The following is a 24,740-nucleotide window of genomic DNA, read 5'->3' as shown; positions in this document are numbered from 1 at the left end:
AAAATTTAAAAAGACAATTACTTATGAAACGAATTTTATCGCTACTTGTTATTACGCTATTATCATTTAATTTTAATCAAGCCCAAGAACTAGAAAGTTCAACCCTATGGAAAATAGAAGGTAATGGTATAGAAAAACCTTCTTACCTATTTGGAACTATACATATTACATGCGACGCTTCTTTAGAGGCAGATGTAACTAAAGCCCTAGATGTAACGTCTCAAATTGTATTAGAAATGGATATGGATGATCCTTCTTTGCAAGCTAAGATGATGAAGGATATGTATCTCAATGATGGTAAAACCATAAATGACTTTGTTTCAAAAGAAGAGTATGCTTCTATTGACTCATTATTTCAGAATACTATGGGAATGTCTCTAAAGATGTTAGAAAATGTACGTCCTTTTTTCTTATCCTCTATGTTCTACCCTAAAATGATCGACTGTCCAATGCAGTCTTTTGAATTAGAACTTATTAAAGTTGCTAAGGCACAAAATGAAGAAATCTTAGGATTAGAAACTATAGAAGACCAAATGAAAGTCTTTGAAGATATTCCACTAGAGGATCAGTATGCCGATTTAATCAGAATGGCAGAAGATAATTTAGAGTATGATAAAAATAGCTTTGCAAAACTCCTAGAAGTTTATGAAAGTGAAGATATTACGGCCTTGTTGAATATGATGAACGACGAAAATAATAAAACAGTTTCGGAGCATCAAGATGTGCTGCTAGAAAATAGAAATAAAAATTGGATTTCGAAAATTGAAGCTTTTGCTCAAGAACAACCGACGTTCTTTGGAGTTGGAGCTGGTCATTTAGCAGGAGAAAATGGTGTTATTCAATTACTACGCAAAGCAGGTTATAGTGTAACGGCAGTAACCGAATAACGTAGCAATAAAATTAATTTGAATAATTAGTAAAAAATATACCGATTGGTATATTTTTTACTAATTTTGTATGCAATGCTTACAAAGTCAGAACATACCATCCACTTTATTTTAGAAACGGTTGCTCCCATTTTCAACAAGCATGGTTATGCAGCAACAAGTATGAGTGATCTGACTTCAGCTACAGGCCTAACCAAAGGAGCTATTTATGGTAATTTTAAAAATAAAGAGGACCTAGCAATTGCTGCATTCAAACACACCATTAAAAAACTAATGGGACTCATTTCAGATCATATAAACAAAAGTGACTCACCAATAGAAAAACTACATCGAATTGCAGATTTTTACCGTGGGTATTATCCATTAAGCAAAACTTATGGAGGCTGTCCAGTTTTAAATATTGGTGTGGATGCGAATAACCAAAACTCAGAACTATTAGAAAAAGTAAGAGTGGTTATAGAACGTATTCAAGATCAGGTAGCAACAATTATTGAAGATGGCATTGAAGTTGGTGAAATCTCAACCGAAATTAATGCCATGCACTATGCGAAACGTCTTGACTCAATGATACAAGGAGCAATTTTTATGACCTATACAATGGATGATGAATTTTACATGCATGATACCATGAATCAAATTGAAGATATGATTACTAACGAACTAAAAGCTTAAAAAATTTCACTCTACATATACCGATTGGTATATTTTAATTTCAATCAAATATGACAACATTACCTAAAACATTAGAAAGCAAAGCGAAAATTAGATTTCAAGACTGTGATCCATTTAACCACCTTAATAACGGAAAGTATATCGATTACTTTATAAATCATCGTGAAGATGAACTTATTAAAAGTTATGATTTAGACATCTATAAAATGGCACAATCTGAAGGTAAAAGTTGGGTAACAGGAAGTAATCAAATTGCCTATCTAAGACCAGCATTATTAATGGAAACAGTGGTTATAGAGTCTCAATTGATTTATTATGATAATTCTAACCTAAAGGCAGAAATGCGTATGTATAATCAAGATAAAAGTCAGCTAAAAGCCATCCTATGGGGTACTTTTGTATATTATAATTTTAAGACCAAAAAACGTGAATTGCATTCAGAAGACATAATGTCCTTATTTGGTAATATTGTAAATCCAGTGAATGCACAAATGTTTGAAGAACGTGTTGTACAAGTTAAGCCTAAAAAGACAAAATAATCTTCAAGTGTTTAGAGCTAGTACTCAATAATTTAAGTCTACATCAGAAAACTTTTCGATGAAATGCATTAAATAGTTGAAGTTTATTATACGCTTTAACGGATAAATCCGTAATTTTATCGAGCTATTTAATTCCAACACGACTTAAGACAATTTAAATCTTGTCTAGACTTCCCTCAAAAAATGTAAGGGGATTCTATAGTTATTTTTTTGTCAAAACCCTACTTATAAATACATGAAGTTAAATAGATATATAGACCATACACTCCTTAGTCCAACCGCGACTGAAGCTGATATTCTTAATCTTTGTGAAGAGGCATTAAAACACAATTTTTATTCTGTTTGTGTTAATAGCAGTTATGTACCTTTTGCGAAACAAGCTCTTGGTAACTCTGATGTTAAGGTATGTACTGTTGTAGGTTTTCCATTAGGTGCAATGTCTACACAAGCAAAAATATTTGAAGCCACCCAGGCTATAGAGCAAGGTGCCGCCGAAATTGATATGGTAATGAATATTGGTCGCTTAAAAAGCAAAAACTACGTAGCGGTTTTAAAAGATATTAGTGATGTAAAACGCGCTATAGGACTTACACCTCTTAAAGTAATTTTTGAAATAAGCGAGCTCTCCAAAAACGAGATCGTCAAAGCATGTGAAATCTGTATCGATGCCAAAGCCGATTTTGTAAAAACCTCAACAGGCTTCTCTAAAAGTGGCGCAACGTTAACTGCAGTAAAAATCATGAAGAAAAGCGTTAAAGACCAGCTTAAAATTAAAGCCTCAGGTGGGATCAAAGATGCAGAAACAGCCTTAAAATACATTGAAGTTGGAGTGCATAGAATTGGTACGTCTTCAGGTGTTACCATGATGCAAAATATCACGTCCGCTTCAAGTTATTAGTATTCAGGTTTATGTAATTTTATAATATCAGTTTATACATCAGTGCCAGAAAAGACGACATTGGAGAAACTATTTTATTACCAGTAGATCCTCTGCACTCTCAATGGATAGCGGAAACTTTTTTGAAAACCCATTTTGCTCCAATGAAATCCAAGGTATGTCAGGCTATATAGAGACTTATAATGGCCAACTTATTTTAACTATGGTCAGGCCTAAGTCTACCTAACATATCCATTTATACGAACGAATTAATCGTAAATTTTGGTTTTAAAAATTGTATGCGAGCTGAAAGTGTTGGTTCCTGTCCAAAAGATATAAAACATAGAAATGCTATTTTAGCAATGGCCGTATGCTCTACTTCAGGAGTTAATGTACTGCCATTTGGAAGTTTAGATTATGCACCAACAGAAGATTTTAGCTTAATGATTAAGGCTGTTAAAATTGTAAAAAAACAAATACTTTTAAAAACTGATAACCTCTTATCCTCTGACGCGTTTTATGAAGATGGTAGAGAGCCTTATAAAGAGTGGTCCAAAGTTGGTGTGCCTTGTGTAAAAATGGAAGCCGCTGGTTTATACCTTGTGGCTACTAGACACAATATCAATGCACTGGCCATTCTCACCATCTCAGACTGCTTAGTTACTGGAAACCCCAACACAAGCAAAGAACGCGAAACCACGTTCAAGTAAATGATTGCAATTGCCTTAAAATTCGCTTAACTTATTTAACATACTTTTTAAAAGAAAACAGCTTATCTATCCTATTTTTGAGTGTAATAACCAATCACACTCATCATGAAATCCCTATTACTTTCGCTCTTCGTATTAATTTCATTTTATTCCTTTTCTCAAGACAAGTCAGATCAGGCTCAAATTGAGACTACGCTTAACACTTATATAGATGCCTTCTATAAGGGTGATACTACCAAATTAAAAGAAGCCATTAAACCTAGGCTTAACAAATTTGGATATTGGAAAAACAAAGAGACGGGAGCTTATGAATACTATGCGCATATGAGCTATGATAAAGCAATGGATTTTGTGCAACGCATGAAAGATGAAGGTCGCTCCCGTGACGAGAATAAAATTAGAACTGTTGACGTACTTGATATTGGAAATCATGTTGCTTCCGCGAAGGTAATTGCGAGTTGGGGCATTGATTATGTATTACTCTCTAAAGACAATGACAAATGGATGATAGAACAGGTGATATGGGAAGGGCCTTTTCTTAAAGAATACAAAACAGAGTCTAAAACCACAACCTATTATTTAATACGGCATGCTGAAAAAGACCAATCTGACAAAACTAATAGAGATCCACATTTGACTGAAAAAGGTCAAAAACGCGCCAAAAATTGGGCAAATATTCTGAAAGATGTAAATTTTGATATGGTCTATTCTACTAATTATTTTAGAACAAAGGAAACTGCAACTCCGACAGCTAAAGCAAAAGACCTTAAGATTACATATTATAATCCCAGAAATCTGAATTCTAAAGAATTTTTAAAGCAGACAAAAGGTAAAACTGTTTTAATTGTTGGTCATAGCAATAGCACCCCAATGCTTACTAATGCCTTATTGGGAGAAAAAAAGTACGATCAAATCTCTGAGGATAACAACTCCAACTTGTACATTGTAACAGTAACTGAAAAGGAAAAAACCTCTACGCTTTTAAAAATTGATTAGATCGACAGTAATTGCTTCAAGTTCTATTTTAGATAATTGCTGAAGTTGGTCATTATTAAAGGATTTCCCTAATTCAGAAAGTGTAACCAGTGAATCCTGAGAATTATAGTTGTTATAATCTACAAAACGAATACCTTCAATATATCTTTCGTTAAAAGCTTCTCTAAAACGCATACCCTTACCATCCTCTTCATTATAGGAATAAGCAAGATAATCCACTTTAAAAGTAATGTTATCAATCCAATAGATAAATACATCTTCAAAATCCTCCCCACCACCTTCCTTATCAAATGTTACTTTAACTTTATAATATGTCTTGCCTTTAATCTGTTCTTCACCAAGCAACGATTTATTAACAGCTTCATCGTTGAGACCATAAGGTAATACAGAGAAATAATGCACAGAATTTACAGAGGCAGAATACTTTGGAATCATAGAATCTGCAACATGAACAGTTTCGAATTTACCGTTTTTATGAGCACCTATGCGTCTTGTAAATCCAACGTTATTCAATTCGTCAATAATAATTCCAGTACTATCATCACCGCTAAGTCTCATCAAACTAAATTTGCCTTGCTCTCTAGTTGCGATGTAAGCTTTATCTCTAAACGTAAAGTCAATTGCAGAATTACTAATCTGTTTACCGCCAGAAATAGCAATAGACTTATTTACGATATCCATTGCAGTTAAGGTTATAACTTGTTGTTCCTGTTTACAACTTAAAATCAATAATCCGCATAAAAGAAGTCTAAAATATTTCATTTCATATTATCTAAATCCAAAGTCGTAAAACTAAAGAATTGATTACACACTGCAACTTTTTAAGCATAACTTCTAACTTTCTTTCTATCTTTGCCCTTAATGCAAAAAACGGTCAACATACTTAATAAGAAAGCGAAATTTCAGTATGAGATATTAGATAAAAATACTGCTGGAATTGTGCTTACTGGCACTGAAATAAAATCTATTAGAGGGAGTAAAGCCTCCATTGCCGAGAGTTTTTGCGAATTCAATGATCGTGGTGAACTCTTTGTAATTAATATGACCATAGAAGAGTATGCCTTTGGTAATTATTACAATCATAAGCCTAAAGCAGAACGCAAACTATTACTCAATAAACGTGAACTTAAAAAACTAGAAAGGGAAGTTAATGTTAAGGGTAATGCTATAATTCCACTGCGACTATTTATTAATGAAAAAGGACTCGCAAAGCTCGAGATAGCCTTAGGAAAGGGTAAAAAACTGTACGACAAACGCGAAACCATAAAGGACCGAGATAATAAGCGAAACTTAGACCGAATTAAGAAAAGTTTCCGATAAGTTTAAGATTCCTCTAACGTCACTCTTTTATTTTTTCATATATGTTTGAAACATTACAGGCAACTATTCGTCATATAATTGCGTCTATATAAGAAAGTAGTATGTTGCTTTACGCAATGCTATAGAATAAATAACCATCAATCAAACAGAATGAACAGAACATTACTCAGTGTCTTATTTGCAACTTTTAGCCTAATTGCCTCATCTCAAATTATTGGAACCATCACAGATTCAAAGGGAAAGCCACTTCCATTTGTAAATATCCTAATCGAAAACACCTATAAAGGAACCACTAGTAACGACGATGGTTACTATGAGCTTAATATTACAGATCCTAAAACCTATACTATTGTTTATACTTATTTGGGGTATAAGACGGTAAAGAAAAAAGTAGCTATAGACAAATTTCCATACGAAATTAATATAAGTTTAGAAGAAGAATCGGTTTCTCTTGGAGAAGTTGTGGTCGACGCTGAAAATAATCCAGCGAATGTCATAATGCGTAATGCTATTGCTAAGCGCAAAGAAAATTTAGAAAAAATTAATTCTTACAAAGCCGATTTTTACTCACGTGGACTCATAAGAATTAAGGATGCGCCAGAAAAAATATTGGGACGCGAGCTTGGGGACCTTGGAGGTGGCTTAGATTCTACAAGAAGCGGGATTATTTATTTATCTGAGACCATTTCTAAAATTAAGTTTTTAAGACCAGATAAACTCAAGGAAAAAATTACAGCATCAAAGGTCAGTGGCGACAACAAGGGGTTTAGCTTTAACAATGCTATTGATGTGGATTACAATTTTTACAATAATACAGTAGAATTTGGTAATGAAATCATTTCGCCAATTGCCAATAACGCCTTTGGGTATTATCGTTACCAATTAGAAGGAGTCTTTTATGATGAGCTTGGAAATTTAATTAATAAGGTAAAGGTTACGCCAAAAAGAGATAACGACCCCGTCTTTTCAGGATTTATATATATCGTTGAAGAAAAATGGTCTATTTATGCACTAGAACTGGATATCACTGGTGTTCAGGCTAGAATTCCAGCAGTAGATGCTATTACGTTAAAGCAAAGTTTTTCTTATTCTGATGCCATTGATATTTGGGCGGTAATTTCTCAAAGTATTGATTTTAAATATAAATTTTTAGGGATTAAAGGAGATGGACGCTTTACCGCTGTTTATAGTAATTACGCCTTCAATTCTGGACTTAGTAAAAAAGATTTTAATAAAGAACTTGTGGCTTTTGAAGATGAAGCCAATAATAAAGACTCTGTATTTTGGAAATCTATTAGACCTGTTCCGTTAACGGTTGAAGAGCGCACAGATTACATTAAAAAAGACAGTATTCAGCTTATAAGAGAATCAAAGCCTTACCTAGATTCTATAGACCAAGCAAATAACAAATTTAAACCTGGTGATATCCTAGGCTATACATACCAAAATTCGCATAAGAATTATAGTTTTGGATATAATTTACCGTTAAATGGGATACAGTTCAATACGGTTCAAGGCTATACTGCTAAAGCCAATCTTTTTTATACAAAGCGCTATGACGAATTTAGACGATATTTCAGTGCGAGTGCAAGTTTTCAATATGGATTTTCCGACGATCGCCTCAGGGCAACAGGTGCATTAAGCTATAAATTCAACAACACCAACCGACGTATTTTAAGTCTATCTGGTGGAGTAAGAACGGAACAGTTTAATCCGTCAAATCCTATTACACCCCTTATAAATTCAATTAGTACCTTGTTTTTTGAAGATAATTACATGAAGCTTTACGATAAGAGTTATCTGCAACTTAATTATTCTGAAGAGATTTTTAATGGAGTTAGACTATACGGGCAATTAGCTTACGAACGCCGTAAAGCGCTTTTTAATACTACGGATCAAGTTTTTATTAACGATGATTCAGATGCATACACCAGTAATAATCCGCTTAATGAAGCCGCTTTTGGCATTGTACCATTCGAAACTCATAATATCATTAAATCTAATATAACAGCAAGAATCAATTTTGGTCAGGAATATTTAAACTATCCAGATAGTAAGTTTAATATTAGAAATGATAAGTATCCAACCTTAGTACTGAGTTATGAAAAAGGATTTGGTGCAACAAATAGCGACTATAATTTTGATCAGGTTAAAGCACGCTTGTATCAGTCTTTTAATATTGCCGACAAAGGCCGCTTTAGTTATAATCTAAGAGCCGGAAAGTTCTTTAATGCAGAAAACATCGCCTTTATGGATTTTCAACATTTTAATGGTAACCAGACTCATGTAAGTACTGCAGGTAACTACACCAATGTCTTTAACAACTTACCATATTATACAGGCAGTACTAATGATTCTTATTTTGAAGCTCACGCGGAACATGACTTTAATGGATTCTTGTTAGGAAAAGTACCGTTATTAAATAAACTTAATTTTAATTTGGTTGTAGGAGCGCATTTACTTTCAACTCCAGATTTTAAGCCTTATCAGGAGTTGAGCATAGGAATAGATAATATTGGCTGGAGAAAATGGCGATTCTTAAGAGTTGATTATGTTAGATCTTACCAAGGAGGATTTCAAAGCGATGCCATTTTGTTTGGGTTAAAATTCTTTTAACTTTATATAAAAATTTAAAATGCGATCAACGATTACTTTATTGTTTGGTTTCATTCTTTCATATCATGTTAATGCATGTGATTGTAAAGAATTTCTTGATAATGAAAAAATAGAACAAGCTGATTTTATTGCAGATATATTGATTTTAAAAAATTATGACTCTGAAAATGATCATCAGCAATATAAAGCTGATATTAAAATCAATAAACTATATAAGGGAAACTCTATTGAATCCATCTTTATTCATGGCGTGAATGGTAATACTAAAAATCTATCAACTTGCTCTATTTTTATTCCTGAAGGAACGAGATTAATAGCGTATTCAAAAAAAACAAATGATAAATATTCTATAGGACTTTGTTCAGGCCTTATATATCTTGACTATTCTAATTCTTCCCTGAACGAAAGACTTAATTCTAAAAGTCATAAAAATCGTGTTAAAACCGAATTTAAAAGATTAGAGGATTTTAATAAAACTCAAACTCAGGAAAAAGATTATTCTCAGAATGTCGCCACACTAGATAGCACTATCGCCACTCTATATACAGTTATTTCAGGTGATGTAGGAGTTGAGCGCAATTGGGACTTATTTAAGCATCTCTTTCATAAAGATGCCAAACTCATACCAACAGGCAAAACTAAAGAAGGAAAGCACATAGCACGATATATGACACCACAAGACTATATCAACTCTTCAGGAAAATGGTTGTTAAAAAACGGATTTCATGAGGTTGAACTCAACCGAAAAGTAGAAACCTTTGGGAATATTACCCACGTCTTTAGTACGTATGAGTCTTACAGAAGTAAAACTGACGAAGAACCATTTATGCGCGGTATTAATAGCATTCAACTGATGAATGATGGCGCGCGTTGGTGGATCATTAACATCTATTGGATGCAAGAATCAGCAGAACATCCAATTCCAGAAACCTACTTACCTAGAGGTTAGCATTCAGTCATATTTATAGAGCAGACTATCAAACTTTTCTTAAAGTATTTGAGGACTTAACTATAGGCCTTATTTTTAGCAAAAGAAAACAAAAACCATCATGTCACTAAAATTAAAATTAAATTTAGTCTTAGCTTTAGTCGTTTCATTATTTAGTAAGGCTCAAGACACTATAGAAAAAGCAGCTCCAGTTTTTGAAAATGGAGAAGCACAGATTGTTGAAGCCTTTAATAATCCTGAGGATTGGGTACATCATGATCTTTGGGTAGAAACTGAATTTGACTCTGATGGCGATGGTGATTTAGACCGCATGCATGTGTCTGTAAGCAGACCCAAGCAAACTGAAACCGAAGATTTAAAATTACCTATAATTTATATTACGAGTCCTTATTTTGCCGGTGTAGCACAAGATTTACCTGGCTCTATGTGGGATGTAAAACGAGAACTTGGCGGCAAATCTGAAGAACGCGTACATCCAGAAGTAGAACGAAAAGCTGCACCAAGACCAATGATTTCCTATTCGCATATCAAAAAATGGCTACCAAGAGGTTATGTAATAGTGCATTCATCTTCTCCAGGTACGGGATATTCTGACGGTGCACCGACTATTGGCGGTAAAAATGAATCATTAGCACCTAAAGCTGTGATAGACTGGTTGTGTGGACGCGCAAAGGGCTATACTGAGCGCGATGGTAATGACGAAGTTGAAGCAACATGGTCTACCGGTAAAGTTGGTATGACAGGAACTTCCTATAACGGCACCTTACCTTTAGCGGCGGCTACTACAGGTGTTGAAGGTCTGGTAGTGATTATTCCAATTGCACCAAACACCTCTTATTATCATTATTACCGATCTAATGGCTTGGTGCGTTCACCAGGAGGTTACTTAGGCGAGGATATTGATGTGCTATACGACTTTGTTCATAGTGGTGATGAAGATAAGCGTGTTCGAAATAATAGAGTTGTTAGAGACACCGAGATGATGGATAACATGGATCGTCAAACCGGCGATCTCAACGATTGGTGGGCAGCTAGAGACTATTTAAATCAGATGGCTAACATGAAAGCTGCGCTTTTAATGTCTCATGGCTTTAATGATTGGAACGTAATGCCAGAGCACAGCTACAGAATTTACAAAGCTGCTAAAGAGAAAGGTTTACCACATCAAATTTATTATCATCAAAATGGACACGGAGGTCCACCACCTACTTCAATGATGAATAAATGGTTTACCAAATATTTACATGGTGTAGATAATGGTGTAGATAAAGAACAATATAAAGCCTACATTGTTAGAGAAAATGATGATAGACAATCACCAACAGCCTATTTAGATTATCCTAATCCAGATGCACAGGAGGTTACTTTAAATTTTGGTTCTGGTGGCAATACTGCTGGTGACTTAATCTTAAACGAAGGCGAAGAAATTGGTGAAACTTTAATTGATGATGTGTCCTTTACTGGTAGCGATTTAGCTAAGTCAAAATCGTCTAAAAACAGATTACTATACGTAACACGAAAACTTAAGGGAGACTTACATATTTCAGGTGTTCCAAAAATAACGGTTACATTATCTAGTAATAAACCAGCTGCTAATCTTTCGGTTTGGTTAGTGTCTTTACCTTGGAACGAAGGCAGTAATGTTAAGATTACAGATAATGTCATAACTAGAGGTTGGGCAGACCCTAAAAATTATAAATCACTAACTGACGAAGAAGACTTAATTCCTGGCAAATCGTACACCTTAACTTTTGAGCTTCAACCAGATGACCAAGTAATAAAAGCGGGACAACAGATTGGCCTAATGATTTTTTCGAGTGATCAGGAATACACTATACACCCAAAGCCAGGCACTGAGTTAACCATAGAATTAGATAAAACATATCTTAGCCTTCCAATAGTCGGTGGTGAAGAAGCCTTTAAGAAATTAACAGACTAATTTTTATCTTGAAGCAAAGGCACAAATCGGAATTCACCTAGTTCGTGTTTTTCAAAGGCTTTAGCTCCTTTTCTGATGAATAGCGTCATAGTTTGAACATCGTCTCCAACAGGAATCACAAGACGTCCACCAACTTTAATTTGACTCAATAATGGCTTAGGCACAAATGGTGCACCTGCTGTTACAATTATACTATCGAAAGGTGCTTCTTCCTCGAGTCCTTTATAGCCATCGCCAAAGATGAGCTTTTTAGCTCTATAGCCTATTTTAGGTAAAAACTTAGACGTTTTTTTAAACAACTCTTGTTGGCGTTCGATACTGTAAACTTTAGCACCTAATTCTATAAGTACAGCACATTGATATCCACTTCCAGTGCCTATCTCCAAAACCTTATGTCCAGGTTGAATTTGTAATAACTCAGACTGAAAAGCGACGGTGTATGGCTGTGAAATTGTTTGATCTGCAGCAATCGGAAATGCCTTATCTACATAGGCATGATCTATGAATCCAGAATCCATAAAAAGATGACGCGGAATCTTACCTATGGCATTCAAGACAGCTTTGTCTTTTATACCCTTAGTCGCCAGCACATCAACGAGTTGCTGACGCATGCCTTTATGCTTAAATGTATCTTTCAAATCTTAGTTTAGTTTAATGCTAAATTAACCCAAAGAACAGCAAATTCCAATCCCTAATTTCAATTATTGAATTCTCAGTTTTTTATATTTTCTTTTTTAAATTTTTAAAGCAAAACGCCTATTTTTGTTTAAAACTGAAAAACATGCTAAAAGCTGGTGTTCTTGGTGCTGGTCACCTTGGTAAAATCCATCTCAGATTACTTAATCAATCGTCAAAATATGATCTTGTCGGTTTTTATGATGCCGACCCAGAAAACGCAAAACGTGTTGTAGAGGAATTTGGTTACACTTACTTTGATTCTATTGATACTTTAATTGATGCTGTTGATGTTGTTGATATTGTAACTCCAACCCTTTCGCATTACGATTGCGCTAAAAAGGCCATAAATAAAGGCAAACATATTTTTATTGAAAAGCCTATTACTAATACTGTTGAAGAAGCAGAAACCATCAGAACTCTAGTTGCTGAACATAGTGTTAAAGGTCAGGTTGGTCATGTAGAGCGTTTCAATCCTGCATTTATTGCGGTAAGAGATAAAATTGAAAACCCAATGTTTATCGAAACGCATCGCTTAGCAGAATTCAATCCTCGTGGCACTGATGTTCCTGTTGTTTTGGATCTAATGATTCATGACATCGATATCATTCTCAGTGTTGTTAATTCTCCTGTCAAACACATTTCTGCTAGTGGAGTCGCTGTAGTAAGCGACACCCCAGACATTGCTAATGCACGCATCGAGTTCAAAAATGGATGTGTTGCTAATTTAACAGCGAGTAGGATCTCACTCAAAAATATGCGAAAAACAAGGTTCTTTCAAAAAGATGCCTATATCTCAGTTGATTTTCTGGAGAAGAAGTGTGAAGTTGTTAAAATGAAGGATGCACCCGAGCAACCAGGAGATTTCGATATGATTCTTCAAAATGCTGAAGGTGTAAAAAAACAGATCTACTTTGATAATCCAGAAATTGAAAACAACAATGCTATTCTTGATGAATTGGAAACCTTCGCAGATGCTATCAACACAGACACTAAACCGATTGTAACCTTACATGATGGAACAGAAGCATTACGTGTAGCAACCATGATTATTAATCAGTTTTAATTCTCGCAAAGTGGGAATATTACAATACCAAATAAAATTAAATTAACTGATTTCCACTTTCGTGGGAATGAAATAAAAATTCAATGAAAAACGTCGCTGTTATTGGAGCCGGAACTATGGGAAATGGAATTGCCCACACCTTTGCGCAATCAGGATTTAAAGTACAACTTATAGATATTAGCCAAGCATCTTTAGATAAAGGTTTAGCAACCATTTCTAAAAATTTAGATCGCATGGTGGCTAAAGAAAAAATTACTGAAGAAGACAAGCAAGCTACTTTGGGCAATATTTCAACTTTTACTGATATGGCTCAAGGCATCTCTGGTGTAGAACTCGTAGTTGAGGCTGCCACTGAGAATGTAGATTTAAAACTAAAAATCTTCAAAGAATTAGATGAACTTTGCGATGAAGCAACAATTTTAGCAACGAATACCTCTTCAATATCAATTACTCAAATTGCTGCTGTAACCAATAGACCAGAAAAGGTTATTGGAATGCACTTTATGAACCCAGTACCAATAATGAAGTTGGTAGAAATTATTCGTGGATATAGCACCAGTGATGACGTTACAACGACTATAATGGAATTATCGTCCACTTTAGGCAAAATACCAACTGAGGTGAATGACTATCCTGGATTTGTTGCTAATAGAATATTGATGCCAATGATTAACGAATCTATAGAAACGCTTTACAACGGTGTAGCAGGAGTTCAAGTAATCGATACGGTAATGAAATTAGGTATGGCGCATCCTATGGGACCTTTACAATTAGCAGATTTTATTGGCTTAGATGTTTGTTTATCAATTTTAAATGTTATGTATGACGGATTTAAAAATCCTAAATATGCTCCATGTCCGCTTTTAGTTAATATGGTAAGAGCTGGTAAGTTAGGAGTTAAATCCAGCGAAGGATTCTATGATTACTCAGAGAGTCGCAAAGCAGAGAAAGTCTCTAAACAATTTAAAAGTTAAGCAATATTTATTCCGTTCAAGATTAAGTTCTTCATCCTTAAGTAACCTAATATTCAATACGTGGCAATAGTTAAACCTTTTAAAGCAGTGCGCCCTACAAGAGCCATAGTTGGCTTAGTGGCTGCACGACCTTATCAGAGTTATACAGTGGATGAACGAGAATCGCGTATGGATTATAATCCGTATAGTTTTCTTCATATTGTCAACCCAGGATACAAGTATGCTCAAGAAGTTACTGGAAATGAGCGTTACAAACTCGTAAAGAACAGATATCTGGAATTTAAGGAGGATGGAGTTTTTGTTCAAGATGAAAAGCCTAGTTTTTATGTTTACAAGATTGTAAATAGGCATGGGCAAGAATTCAATGGGATTATTGCAACTACGAGTGCCAAAGATTATGAGCGCGATGTGATAAAAAAACATGAAGATACTATTGCAAAACGAGAGCAAACTTTTAAAACCTATATACAGACCGTAGGCTTTAATGCAGAACCTGTGTTGCTAACCTATCCAGATAATGCCTTACTTGCTCAAATCATAAAAGAGGCTCAAAAAGGTCATGCTGAGTTTGAATTTACAATGACCTACAGAGACACACATTATCTATGGAAGATTGATGATGAAAAAATTCTCAAAAGTATTGAGGATGAATTCAGAAATATGGAAACCATCTACATTGCCGATGGCCACCACAGATCTTCCTCTTCCTATCTTTTATACAAAGATGAAAAAGAAAAAAACACCAATCATAACGGCACTGAGTCTTATAATTTTTTCATGTCCTATCTCATTCCTGAATCGGATTTAGTCATTCATGAATTTAACAGACTAATTAAAGATTTAAATGGACTTACTAAGGAAGAATTTTTGATTAAACTTGACGAAAATTACCGCATAACCAATAGAGGTAAAATACCATATACACCATCTAAACCCCATCATTTCAGTATGTATCTTGATGGTGAATTTTACTCCCTCTACTTAAGAAAAGCGAATTACCAATTTAATAATGCTTTAGATCAGTTAGATGCACAATTACTCTATAAGACCATTTTACAGCCGTTGCTAGGTATAGAAGATTTACGAAATGACAACCGCATTGAATATGTAAATGGGCAGCACGAAATGATTACCATAAAATCAAGTGTAGATAGCGGAGATTTTAAGGTTGGTTTTGGTATGTGTCCTGCAACGGTTGGTGCTATAAAACAAATCGCAGAAGAAGGTTTAAAAATGCCCCCAAAGAGTACTTATATATTACCTAAATTAAGAAGTGCAATTACCATTTATGAGTATTAAAGACAATTTAAATAAAATACAATCCTCGATTCCAGAACACGTAACACTAGTTGCTGTTTCTAAAACAAAGCCTATTAGTGATTTAATGGAAGCCTATGATGCTGGACAACGCATATTTGGTGAAAATAAAATCCAGGAAATGGCAGAAAAGTATCAAGACATGCCAAAGGATATTAAATGGCACATGATTGGTCATGTACAACGTAACAAGGTTAAATACATGGCAGAATTCGTCGATTTAATTCATGGTGTAGATGGCATTAAGCTTTTAAAGGAAATTGATAAACATGCTAAGAAATACAATCGTATTATTAATTGTTTACTTCAAATAAAAATTGCAGAAGAAGATAGTAAATTCGGCATGTCGGCTAATGAGGCTTCTGTGCTACTCCAATCAGATCAATTTTCAGAACTAAAACACATTAATGTCACAGGTTTAATGGGTATGGCTACATTCACTGATAATATGCAGCAAATAAAAGGTGAGTTTAATTTTCTAAACTCAACTTTTAACAGACTCAAGTCTTATCATTCATATAATTGCAATCTCGAAACAATTTCAATGGGCATGAGTGGAGACTATCAATTAGCCATTAATTGTGGAAGTACCATGGTAAGGGTTGGAAGTAGTATCTTTGGAGCAAGAAATTACGCTAATTAAAAGAAAATTAAGTATCTACGCAATATTAGACATAGAGACTACTGGCGGAAAGTATAATGAAGAAGGGATAACTGAAATTGCAATTTACCGCTTTGATGGTCATGAAGTCACAGATCAATTTATTTCTCTCGTAAATCCTGAACGTGAGATACAACCTTTTGTTGTTAATCTCACTGGTATTAATTCTAATATGCTGAAAAATGCGCCTAAATTTTATGAGGTTGCTAAGCGTATTATTGAAATCACCGAAGACTGCATCGTTGTTGCTCATAATGCCGATTTTGACTATCGAATTTTAAAGACAGAATTTAATCGTTTAGGTTTCCCATATAAGCGTAAAACCTTGTGCACTGTAGAGCTTTCTCAAGAGCTTATTCCAGATATGGAGTCCTACAGCTTAGGTAAATTAACTCGTGCTTTGGGCATTCCTGTAAGTGACAGACATCGTGCTAATGGTGACGCGTTAGCAACAGTTAAACTATTTAAGCTGTTGATGAATAAAGACAGTGACAAAAAGATCATTAAGAACGCGGTAAAAATAGAAAAGAAGTCTAAAATGTCTTCTAATCTAAAAACGATTATTGAAGATTTACCAAGTGATACTGGTGTCTATTATATTCATGATGAGCGCGGTAATATTATATACATTGGAAAGAGTAACAATATTAGAAAACGTATTACTCAACATTTTACTAATAAGAATTCTAAATCTAAAAAAATCCAGACTCTTGTGGCTTCAGTCACCTATGAAAAGACAGGAAGTGAACTTATAGCCTTACTTAAAGAAAGTGAAGAGATAAAGTTGAATAAACCTATTCTTAATCGCGCTTTAAAACGAAATAAGTTTACTCAAGGTCTTTACAGTTTTAGAGATGACCAAGGGTATATTAATCTGCGTATAGGCCCCATTAGAAAGAATGAAAACCCAATCACAACGTTCGCCAATCGAAAAGGAGGTGTATCTTTTATGAATAGAATGATTGAGATGTACGAACTATGTCATAAACTTTGTGGTTATGAAAAAACAGAAAATAGCTGTTTTAATTACGACATAAAAGAGTGCGCTGGCGCTTGTATCGGTAACGAAAATCCAGAAGACTACAACAAGCGAGTTGAGGCTTTAATAGCTAAAAACAGCTACGAAAATAAAAACATGATTCTGATAGATCGTGGTAGAGATATTGAGGAAAAGAGCGTCGTTTTAATTAAAGATGGTGTTTTTCAGGGCATCGGTTTTTTTGATTTAAACCATCAGATCAACAATCAAGAAATATTAGAATCTTTAATTACCTACATGGATAATAATCGCGATACGCAACATATCATACAAAGCTACATGCGTAGTAACAAGCGTTTAAAAGTGGTTGATTTGAACAAGTAAACATTAGTTTTGTATTTTTAAATTATGGAACAAACGACTAAACACAATTGGCGTTCAAAACTTCATGAAATTATTTACGAAGCAGACACACCTGCTGGCAAGCTCTTTGATGTTATCTTATTAATTACAATACTTGCGAGTATAGTTATTGTTATGCTAGAAAGCATCAATAGTTTTGATGCCAAACACCATGATTTTTTAAATGTTTCAGAATGGGTAATTACGATCCTATTTTCTATCGAATATATTGCTAGGATTGTTTCTGTTAAGCAACCGTTTAAATATATATTTAGTTTTTATGGTATTGTAGATTTCTTGTCGACTGTACCTAAATACATATCCTTAATGTTAGGAGGTGCCCAGGCTCTTGCTGCATTAAGAGCATTACGATTATTACGTGTTTTCAGAATTTTAAAATTAGCACGTTACTTAGGAGCTTCCAATCAACTGGCTAATGCTATAAAGGCAAGTCGCGCAAAAATTGCTGTATTTCTCTTTGCTGTTCTCATTGCGTCTGTAATTTTTGGAACTATCATGTATTTAGTTGAAGGTGAAGAAAATGGCTTTACCAATATCCCAAAAAGTGTATATTGGTGTATTGTCACACTAACCACCGTAGGATTTGGAGATATCGCACCAGTGACACCTTTAGGACAATTTATTGCCACCTTTATTATGATTTTAGGTTATGGGATTATTGCTGTACCTACAGGAATTGTATCTGCAGAGTATACAAAAGCTGTTGGTGGAGAGAAGCAACAAACCAAAGAAGAAAAGGAGCAATTAAAATCAGTTGTTCTTAATACCCAATGCTGCGTAAATTGCCTCACCGAAAAACACCAAGATGGTGCTGAATATTGTCATAAATGTGGCTGTAAATTACATTATGACTAAAACATTAATTTCCATTGTTGGACCTACGGCCATAGGCAAAACAGCATTAAGTATAAAGCTCGCACAATGTTTTGATACTGATATAGTATCTGCAGATTCACGTCAGTTTTTTAAAGAAATGAATATTGGAACTGCTGTACCTTCTTTAGAAGAATTAAATTCAGCAACGCATTATTTTATTCAGCATAAATCAATAACAGAGCCATATTCTGTTGGTGATTTTGAACGAGATTCTATTAGGCAAATTAAGACAATTCACCAAGAGAATCCATATGCTATTATGGTTGGCGGTTCGGGTCTGTACGTTAAAGCTGTAACCAATGGACTAGATGATTTCCCAGATGTAGATTCATCAATAAGAGAAAAATTAAACTCTGAACTGGCACAAAATGGGTTAAAGCCACTTCAAGATCAATTAGAAGCATTAGACCCAAAATCTTATAACACTATTGCTATTTATAATCCGCAGCGCCTCTTGCGTGCTTTAGAAATATGTCTTGGAACTGGAAAGCCTTATTCTTCATTCTTAACCAATACAAATAAAAATAGAGATTTTAAAACCTTATCCATTGGACTAGACGCAGAGAGAAGCCTAATCTATGAAAGAATTAACCAACGTGTTGATATTATGGTAGAAAATGGACTCGTTGAAGAGGTTGAACGACTGCTACCCTATAAACATCTTAACGCTTTAAACACCGTTGGATATAAGGAACTATTTCAATATTTTGACGGTAAAGACACACTAGAATTTGCCATCTCTGAAATAAAGAAAAATACCAGACGATTTGCTAAGCGTCAATTAACTTGGTTCAGAAAAAATAAGGACACCAAATGGTTCGATTACCAAGTAGATATTAAGGATATTATATATTATATCGAAAAAAACGCATGAAAAATCCGACTTTACGTCGGATTTATATTTTATTTAGCTCTCTCCCCCATTAATTACTAATCTAAAGCCTTCCCCATGAATATTTAAGATTTCCACCTTAGCATCTGGTTTTAAATATTTACGAAGTTTTGCGATATATACATCCATGCTACGGGAGGTAAAATAGTTATCGTCTCGCCAAATTTTAGTTAAAGCCAATTCACGTGGCATTAGATCATTTTCATGCAACGCCAAAAGACGAAGCAATTCATTCTCTTTAGGTGATAACTTTATTGGTTTACCGCCATCAAATTTCAAAAATCTTAATTTAGAATTTAAGTCAAAACGTCCAATTTTAAATTCGAATTGTTTGCTATCAACAACAGAATCTGTGGCTTTACGTTGCATAATAGCCTTAATTTTCATCAACAGGACTTCACTATCAAATGGTTTATTGAGATAATCGTCAGCACCAACTTTATACCCTTTAAGAACATCCTCCTTCATAGCTTTAGCTGTTAAAAAGATAATTGGTACATCCGTATTTTTTTCACGTATTTCTTTGGCAAGAGTAAATCCATCCTTATAAGGCATCATTACGTCTAAAATGCAAAGATCATAATCGTCTTTTTTGAACTTTTCAAATCCCTCCATACCATTCTTGGCATGCACAACATCGTAATCGTTCATCATTAGATAATCTTTTAAAACAGTTCCAAAATTTGGATCGTCTTCAACTAAAAGAATTTTTTTGTTTTGTTCTTCCATGGTTCGTTTTTATGATATTAGAGGTAGCTTTATTATAAAAGTACTACCTTTTCCTTTTTCGCTCTCAACTGATATGTGACCTTGATGGTCATCAACTATTCTTTTAACATAGGCTAAACCTAGTCCGTGTCCTTTTACATTATGAACGTTACCTGTATGTTCTCTATAAAATTTTTCAAACACACGCTTGGCAACTTGCTTTGACATACCATTACCCTGATCTGCAATTTTTAAAATAACATTGTTACCAATATTTTCTGTATAAACATCAATTTTTGGTTCATCTTCCGAATACTTTATAGCATTATCCAAAATGTTGACGATCACATTTGTAAAATGTGTTTCGTTAGCCAATACCGATGATTTGGCAGCGTTTAAATGCGTTTTCACATAACCGTTTCTATCCTCAACAATTAAATTTACATGGGTTATAGCATCTTCAACTAAGTCGTGTAATTTAAGCCGTTCCTTACTGATATTTAGTTCATTTTTTTCTAACTTGGAGATTCGTAAAACATTTTCTACTTGGGCATGCATACGTTTATTTTCGTCCTTTATCATACCTAAATAGCGCTTAACTTTGTCTTGATCACTTATAATTTTAGGGTTTTTAATAGCGTCTAAGGCCAAATTAATTGTAGCAATTGGTGTTTTAAACTCATGCGTCATATTATTGATAAAATCTGTTTTAATCTGCGATATTTTGCGCTGTTTGATCAATTGGTGGATTGCACTAGAAAAAGCTAATACTATAATTCCCGTAAAAATTATTGACAATACAATCATCCATAATATAGAGGATAATAAGTACTTTTTCCTTTGCGGAAAATCTACCCATAAAGTATAGCTGCTTTCATTATTATTATCCATAAAAATTGGAACCCCATAATAAGCATTTGACTTTTCGAAATTTTCAGTAAACACATTAGTCGCTAAATCATCGTCATATATGGCAAATTCAAAACCTAGATTAACCCCTTCTTTTTTCAGTTCGCGTTCTAAATGAACTTGAACCTCTAAAGAAGTTATTCGCTTATAGATAGGCACATCTTTTAAAAAATCCTTAAATGTATCTTCAAACATCTGTCTATCTAAGGCAGGCATTGAGGAATACTCAATTACACGTTCTACAGGTGCTATGCGACTATTTCTATCTAACTGCGAATTATCATAAGTCTCTTTAACACGCTCGTTGGTTAATTTACTTATATTAAAGCTGTCAGCATCGATTTCAAAGAACAATGAAGGGACTTTAAAGCGTTCTTCTAAAACGGTGTTACGATGAACTATTGTTTTATCGTTTATATCATCTTCCGTAGTAATTAAAAGCTGACGAATACTTGTGGAATCCGCGACTGAATTTTTGTTGAGATAAGGTTGGATTTTGAGAATATAATTTCTCAATTCCATTTCTTCAATATCCCTAGACACAAAGCTTAATGCACGTTTAACGCTTAAAGTAAAATTCTTCTCTTCATTTTTTAATGTATTATTAATAAAAAACGATTGTACAAAAATTATACCAATGAGCGACAGACTCATTAATACTACTAATAAGATGAATAGCTTTTTACCCATCATCCAAATTTAACATTTTAACATTTAGCATAAATTATGTTTAACCTTACATTAACAAAAGGATAGACGAAGATTACTTTGCCATTTTAAGAATTTCCTTATGAATTTCTTCGACCTGAAAATAGGCCAACTCTAAATCATTATTATAGATCACATAATCCGACTTTTCAATTTTATAAGAATCAGGAAGTTGGTTTCTCATAATGGACTCTACCCTTTCTTTACTCGAATTATCCCGCCTTATAACACGTTCAATTCGTAATTCTTTATCTGCCACAACTGAAATGATATAGTCATATTGGTGTTCTAAGTTATTTTCAAAAATTATTGCAACCTCTTTAATGATGTAAGGTGCATCTTGCTTTTTTAACCATCGTCTAAAATGGGCACCTACTTTAGGATGGACAATAGCATTCATTTTTGATAAGAGTGATGTATCATTAAATATTTGAGATGCTAAATATGGTCTGTTAAGTTTGTCATCAACGTAAGCCAACGGCCCAAACAACGCAATCAATTTTCGTTTTATAACTTTCGATCGATTCATTAATGTTTTGGCTTCATCATCTGCTATGTAAACAGGCACACCAAATGATGCAAAACGTTGACCAATTGTTGTTTTTCCACTTCCTATACCGCCAGTTAACCCTATAATTATCATTACTTATAGTTTAATAAAATCTATTCGCTTTTGTTTTAAAACCACGCGTTTTACAAAGTCTGGCTTTTTAACAACTTTGGGAATAAAAAACGATTGACCTTCTTCAAGCAAAGCAAAATCGCATTCAACCTTAAAATCAGATGCTTGTACAGATTTAAAGTTATCTAAATCTACGTAATAAGAAATAGTGACATTTTTTGGAAAGTAATTAATCTCTAACTCAGATGGCTTGTTTACAATGGCTATAGACGATTCTATTGTTCCTTCAGTAAATTTCATAACCTCAGCAGACACATTCACTTGTTTTGGAAAAATATCAATGTCAGGGATTTTTTCTATGCGCAAGGTCTGATTTATAGTATTTTTTACATCGCTCAGCCTCAGCTCCTCAGTAACTACTCTTGACACCTCCCTAATTTTATTCTCAGAACCAACAATTTTAACAGAATCAACATTTAATTGATGTGTACCAAATATATCGTACCCAGGTGAGAATTCAATATCCTTGTTTAAAACCACAGGCACAAATTTGGAAGCACGTTTTGTGTAAGTCACAAATAATGAATCTGGTTTTAATGATAATATTTTATAGGATTTACTTAGTTGACGCTCTATTAAGAATTTATGTCGTCTAACATCAAATAAATAAAGATTCTGAAAAGTAGAAACATCCTTATCCGCATCTATTAAAATTAATTTGTAATCTTTAAATAAAAAGGGCACCAAAGAAAACCCCTTTGCTTGGACAACGGCATCTAGATAATTTAAAGAATCATTCACAATAATGATTTCATCGTCTACATTGGTTAGCTGTATTTTCAGCTTAATACTTTGGTTATAGTCATTAGAGAGTTTAGAAATGACAAGAAATAAAAAGGCCATACTCAAAAATATACTGAAGCGTTTTACATTGCGCCGCTGTATATATTCTGATATTTTAAAGTTACTATTACCTTTCAAAAGTTAAATTTAAAAGAACAAATCTGGAAATGCCTTCTTTGGTTCTTGTTTAAGTACTACTAATTTAAGGGTAGATTTCAAGAAACCATAACCATAACCAAAAAACTGAACAATAATGGCTATTATAGCTTGAATGCTAACTATTACATTACCTGTGGCTAAAAGAGACAAGACAAAAGCTGTAGCAAAGTAAAAACCAAATATGTAAAGAGGCAACCATATCTTTAAGCCTGCAAATACAATCGCAGCCAGTAGCCCAAAAACAAACAGTGTAGGAAACCAATAGACCAGACTTTTAGATTCTGGATGCCATTGATTTAAAATAGGTCTCACTTTACCAAATTTATTCACTTGCTTATAAAATTTAGACCAAGAGATTCGTCGTTTATGAAAAACAAAGGCGCTTCTAATCAATGTGGTTTTATATCCTTTCTTTAATAATCTTAAAGATAAATCTGGATCTTCTCCAGGATGAATGGTTCCGAACCCTCCTGTATCTAAGAATGCTTTTTTGGATAAACCCATATTAAAGCTTCTTGGCTGAAAATCTTCGACTTGCTGTTTTCCTCCTCGTATACCACCTGTTGTTATAAATGAGGTCATCGCAAAATTTATAGCCTTCTGAAGGTTTGTAAATGAATCATGGGCCGCATCTGGCCCTCCAAAACAATCATAATATGTTTTGGATAAGAAAGCATTAACTTCAATTAAATAGTTTGAAGGCAGAATAACATCAGAATCAAGAATTATGAAATAATCACCTTCGGCTTTTTTCATTCCAAAATTTCTAGAATCACCAGGTCCTGTATTGGATTTAAAATAATAGGAAATATGCAACTGTTCTCTAAACGAATTAACAACAGCCTCTGAAGTCTCTGAGGATCCGTCTTCAACGATAACAATCTCATAGTTAAAATCACCCTCTAAATTTGAGAAGCTTTCAAGAAGTTCTCTTATTTCTTCTGGTCGATTATAAACAGGAACTATAAATGAAAAATGCATAATACAATTAAAACGCAAAGGTAACTAAAGGGACCTCAAATTCTTTATATTAATTTGAGCAAAACAACAAGACGATTATTTTTTTATGAATCGAAAACTACTAGTTGTTTCAGCAAAATCAACCTTTGCAAAGTATGTTCCGGATCTAATGGATGCCAAGTTTACTTCTACAAAGGAATTGAACGCATGATGAGACAATACTATTCTTCCAAATAAATCATAAATAGTCACAGAATTAATATTATCATGAGCACGAATGGTCAGATAACCACTAACAGGATTTGGAAAAGATCTTAATTGATTATTAGGACTTACATCATCAGTTGATAAAACACTTCCTTCAACAACAGTAAGCATCTGGTTTGGCAAAACGTTATAAATAATATCCTCAATTCCACTAAGCCATTTCACTTTTATGTAGTCAATTACATTAGCATTACCT

24 protein-coding genes and 1 pseudogene are annotated in these 24,740 nt (G+C 34.0%); 17 read left to right on the top strand and 8 right to left on the bottom strand.

The window, feature by feature from the left end; translation table 11 throughout:
- The first annotated feature begins 23 nt into the window (after positions 1-23).
- From HRU49_RS01540 to HRU49_RS01515, 6 genes and pseudogenes are all read left to right on the top strand, one after another.
- Positions 24-887: a TraB/GumN family protein gene (locus tag HRU49_RS01540; RefSeq protein ID WP_296353448.1), complete on the top strand. Its 864-nt coding sequence runs from the start codon at positions 24-26 to the stop codon at positions 885-887.
- 75 nt (positions 888-962) lie between these two features.
- Positions 963-1,559 carry a TetR/AcrR family transcriptional regulator gene (locus HRU49_RS01535; RefSeq protein ID WP_296353447.1) on the top strand — a complete coding sequence of 199 codons (597 nt, stop codon included), beginning with the start codon at positions 963-965 and terminating at the stop codon, positions 1,557-1,559.
- A 50-nt stretch (positions 1,560-1,609) separates the two neighbouring features.
- Positions 1,610-2,098, top strand: a complete 489-nt coding sequence (locus tag HRU49_RS01530; RefSeq protein WP_296353446.1) for an acyl-CoA thioesterase — start codon at positions 1,610-1,612, stop codon at positions 2,096-2,098.
- 235 nt (positions 2,099-2,333) lie between these two features.
- Complete coding sequence (gene deoC, locus HRU49_RS01525; protein WP_296353445.1) at positions 2,334-2,996, top strand: deoxyribose-phosphate aldolase; 663 nt, start codon at positions 2,334-2,336, stop codon at positions 2,994-2,996.
- 218 nt (positions 2,997-3,214) lie between these two features.
- Positions 3,215-3,685 (top strand): annotated as a pseudogene (locus tag HRU49_RS01520) (purine-nucleoside phosphorylase); the annotation flags it as partial.
- A 105-nt stretch (positions 3,686-3,790) separates the two neighbouring features.
- A complete protein-coding gene (locus HRU49_RS01515; protein WP_296353444.1) occupies positions 3,791-4,681 on the top strand; it encodes a histidine phosphatase family protein in 891 nt (296 codons plus the stop codon).
- Here the strand turns inward: HRU49_RS01515 and HRU49_RS01510 are convergent.
- On the bottom strand, positions 4,667-5,443 hold the full coding sequence (locus tag HRU49_RS01510) for a DUF6503 family protein (RefSeq protein WP_296353443.1): 777 nt from the start codon (positions 5,441-5,443) through the stop codon (positions 4,667-4,669). The two genes, HRU49_RS01515 and HRU49_RS01510, sit on opposite strands and share 15 nt — an antisense overlap.
- Positions 5,444-5,542: 99 nt before the next feature.
- Between HRU49_RS01510 and smpB the strand changes: the two genes are divergently transcribed.
- The 4 genes from smpB (at position 5,543) to HRU49_RS01490 (ending at position 11,505) form a co-directional block, all read left to right on the top strand.
- On the top strand, positions 5,543-6,001 hold the full coding sequence (smpB, locus tag HRU49_RS01505) for an SsrA-binding protein SmpB (protein ID WP_296353440.1): 459 nt from the start codon (positions 5,543-5,545) through the stop codon (positions 5,999-6,001).
- 150 nt (positions 6,002-6,151) lie between these two features.
- Positions 6,152-8,617, top strand: coding sequence for a DUF5686 and carboxypeptidase regulatory-like domain-containing protein (locus tag HRU49_RS01500; protein WP_296353438.1), 2,466 nt, complete (start codon positions 6,152-6,154; stop codon positions 8,615-8,617).
- A gap of 19 nt (positions 8,618-8,636) precedes the next feature.
- The gene (locus HRU49_RS01495) at positions 8,637-9,566 is read left to right on the top strand and encodes a hypothetical protein (protein ID WP_296353436.1); all 930 of its coding nucleotides are present in this window, start codon (positions 8,637-8,639) and stop codon (positions 9,564-9,566) included.
- Positions 9,567-9,666: 100 nt separating this feature from the next.
- Positions 9,667-11,505: a Xaa-Pro dipeptidyl-peptidase gene (locus HRU49_RS01490; RefSeq protein ID WP_296353434.1), complete on the top strand. Its 1,839-nt coding sequence runs from the start codon at positions 9,667-9,669 to the stop codon at positions 11,503-11,505.
- On the opposite strand, the gene HRU49_RS01485 is transcribed toward HRU49_RS01490, so the two are convergent.
- Positions 11,502-12,143, bottom strand: a complete 642-nt coding sequence (locus HRU49_RS01485) for a protein-L-isoaspartate(D-aspartate) O-methyltransferase (protein ID WP_296353432.1) — start codon at positions 12,141-12,143, stop codon at positions 11,502-11,504. The two genes, HRU49_RS01490 and HRU49_RS01485, sit on opposite strands and share 4 nt — an antisense overlap.
- Positions 12,144-12,286: 143 nt before the next feature.
- Here HRU49_RS01485 and HRU49_RS01480 point away from each other — a divergent pair, with 143 nt between their 5' ends.
- From HRU49_RS01480 to miaA, 7 genes are all read left to right on the top strand, one after another.
- Entirely contained in the window at positions 12,287-13,246 is a 960-nt protein-coding gene (locus HRU49_RS01480) for a Gfo/Idh/MocA family oxidoreductase (protein WP_296353430.1), read from the top strand.
- Between the two features lie 83 nt (positions 13,247-13,329).
- Positions 13,330-14,220, top strand: a complete 891-nt coding sequence (locus HRU49_RS01475; RefSeq protein WP_296353428.1) for a 3-hydroxybutyryl-CoA dehydrogenase — start codon at positions 13,330-13,332, stop codon at positions 14,218-14,220.
- Between the two features lie 60 nt (positions 14,221-14,280).
- Positions 14,281-15,519: a DUF1015 domain-containing protein gene (locus HRU49_RS01470; protein ID WP_296353426.1), complete on the top strand. Its 1,239-nt coding sequence runs from the start codon at positions 14,281-14,283 to the stop codon at positions 15,517-15,519.
- Positions 15,509-16,180 (top strand): YggS family pyridoxal phosphate-dependent enzyme, encoded by a 672-nt coding sequence (locus tag HRU49_RS01465; protein WP_296353424.1) that lies wholly within the window; start codon positions 15,509-15,511, stop codon positions 16,178-16,180. The genes HRU49_RS01470 and HRU49_RS01465 overlap by 11 nt, the downstream gene beginning before the upstream one ends.
- Positions 16,181-16,193: 13 nt before the next feature.
- Positions 16,194-17,561 carry an exonuclease domain-containing protein gene (locus HRU49_RS01460; protein WP_296353499.1) on the top strand — a complete coding sequence of 456 codons (1,368 nt, stop codon included), beginning with the start codon at positions 16,194-16,196 and terminating at the stop codon, positions 17,559-17,561.
- A 24-nt stretch (positions 17,562-17,585) separates the two neighbouring features.
- On the top strand, positions 17,586-18,455 hold the full coding sequence (locus tag HRU49_RS01455) for an ion transporter (RefSeq protein ID WP_296353422.1): 870 nt from the start codon (positions 17,586-17,588) through the stop codon (positions 18,453-18,455).
- Positions 18,448-19,350 (top strand): tRNA (adenosine(37)-N6)-dimethylallyltransferase MiaA, encoded by a 903-nt coding sequence (gene miaA / locus HRU49_RS01450; protein ID WP_296353420.1) that lies wholly within the window; start codon positions 18,448-18,450, stop codon positions 19,348-19,350. Before HRU49_RS01455 ends, miaA begins: the two co-directional genes overlap by 8 nt.
- Before the next feature lie 33 nt (positions 19,351-19,383).
- Here miaA and HRU49_RS01445 read toward each other — a convergent pair whose 3' ends face one another.
- The 6 genes from HRU49_RS01445 to HRU49_RS01420 all read right to left on the bottom strand — a co-directional run.
- Positions 19,384-20,097, bottom strand: coding sequence for a response regulator transcription factor (locus HRU49_RS01445; protein WP_296353418.1), 714 nt, complete (start codon positions 20,095-20,097; stop codon positions 19,384-19,386).
- Positions 20,098-20,106: 9 nt separating this feature from the next.
- Positions 20,107-21,675 carry a HAMP domain-containing sensor histidine kinase gene (locus HRU49_RS01440; RefSeq protein WP_296353496.1) on the bottom strand — a complete coding sequence of 523 codons (1,569 nt, stop codon included), beginning with the start codon at positions 21,673-21,675 and terminating at the stop codon, positions 20,107-20,109.
- A gap of 73 nt (positions 21,676-21,748) precedes the next feature.
- Positions 21,749-22,336: a dephospho-CoA kinase gene (coaE, locus tag HRU49_RS01435; protein ID WP_296353416.1), complete on the bottom strand. Its 588-nt coding sequence runs from the start codon at positions 22,334-22,336 to the stop codon at positions 21,749-21,751.
- 3 nt (positions 22,337-22,339) lie between these two features.
- Complete coding sequence (locus HRU49_RS01430; RefSeq protein WP_296353414.1) at positions 22,340-23,296, bottom strand: YbbR-like domain-containing protein; 957 nt, start codon at positions 23,294-23,296, stop codon at positions 22,340-22,342.
- A gap of 9 nt (positions 23,297-23,305) precedes the next feature.
- A complete protein-coding gene (locus HRU49_RS01425; RefSeq protein WP_296353411.1) occupies positions 23,306-24,298 on the bottom strand; it encodes a glycosyltransferase in 993 nt (330 codons plus the stop codon).
- A gap of 75 nt (positions 24,299-24,373) precedes the next feature.
- Positions 24,374-24,740 (bottom strand): T9SS type A sorting domain-containing protein (locus HRU49_RS01420; RefSeq protein ID WP_296353410.1); only part of this gene is annotated, 367 nt, incomplete at its 5' end.

Origin of the sequence: Winogradskyella sp., from assembly GCF_013213975.1 — a bacterium.
GTDB lineage: Bacteria > Bacteroidota > Bacteroidia > Flavobacteriales > Flavobacteriaceae > Winogradskyella.
This window is presented reverse-complemented; position numbering and strand designations above follow the sequence as displayed.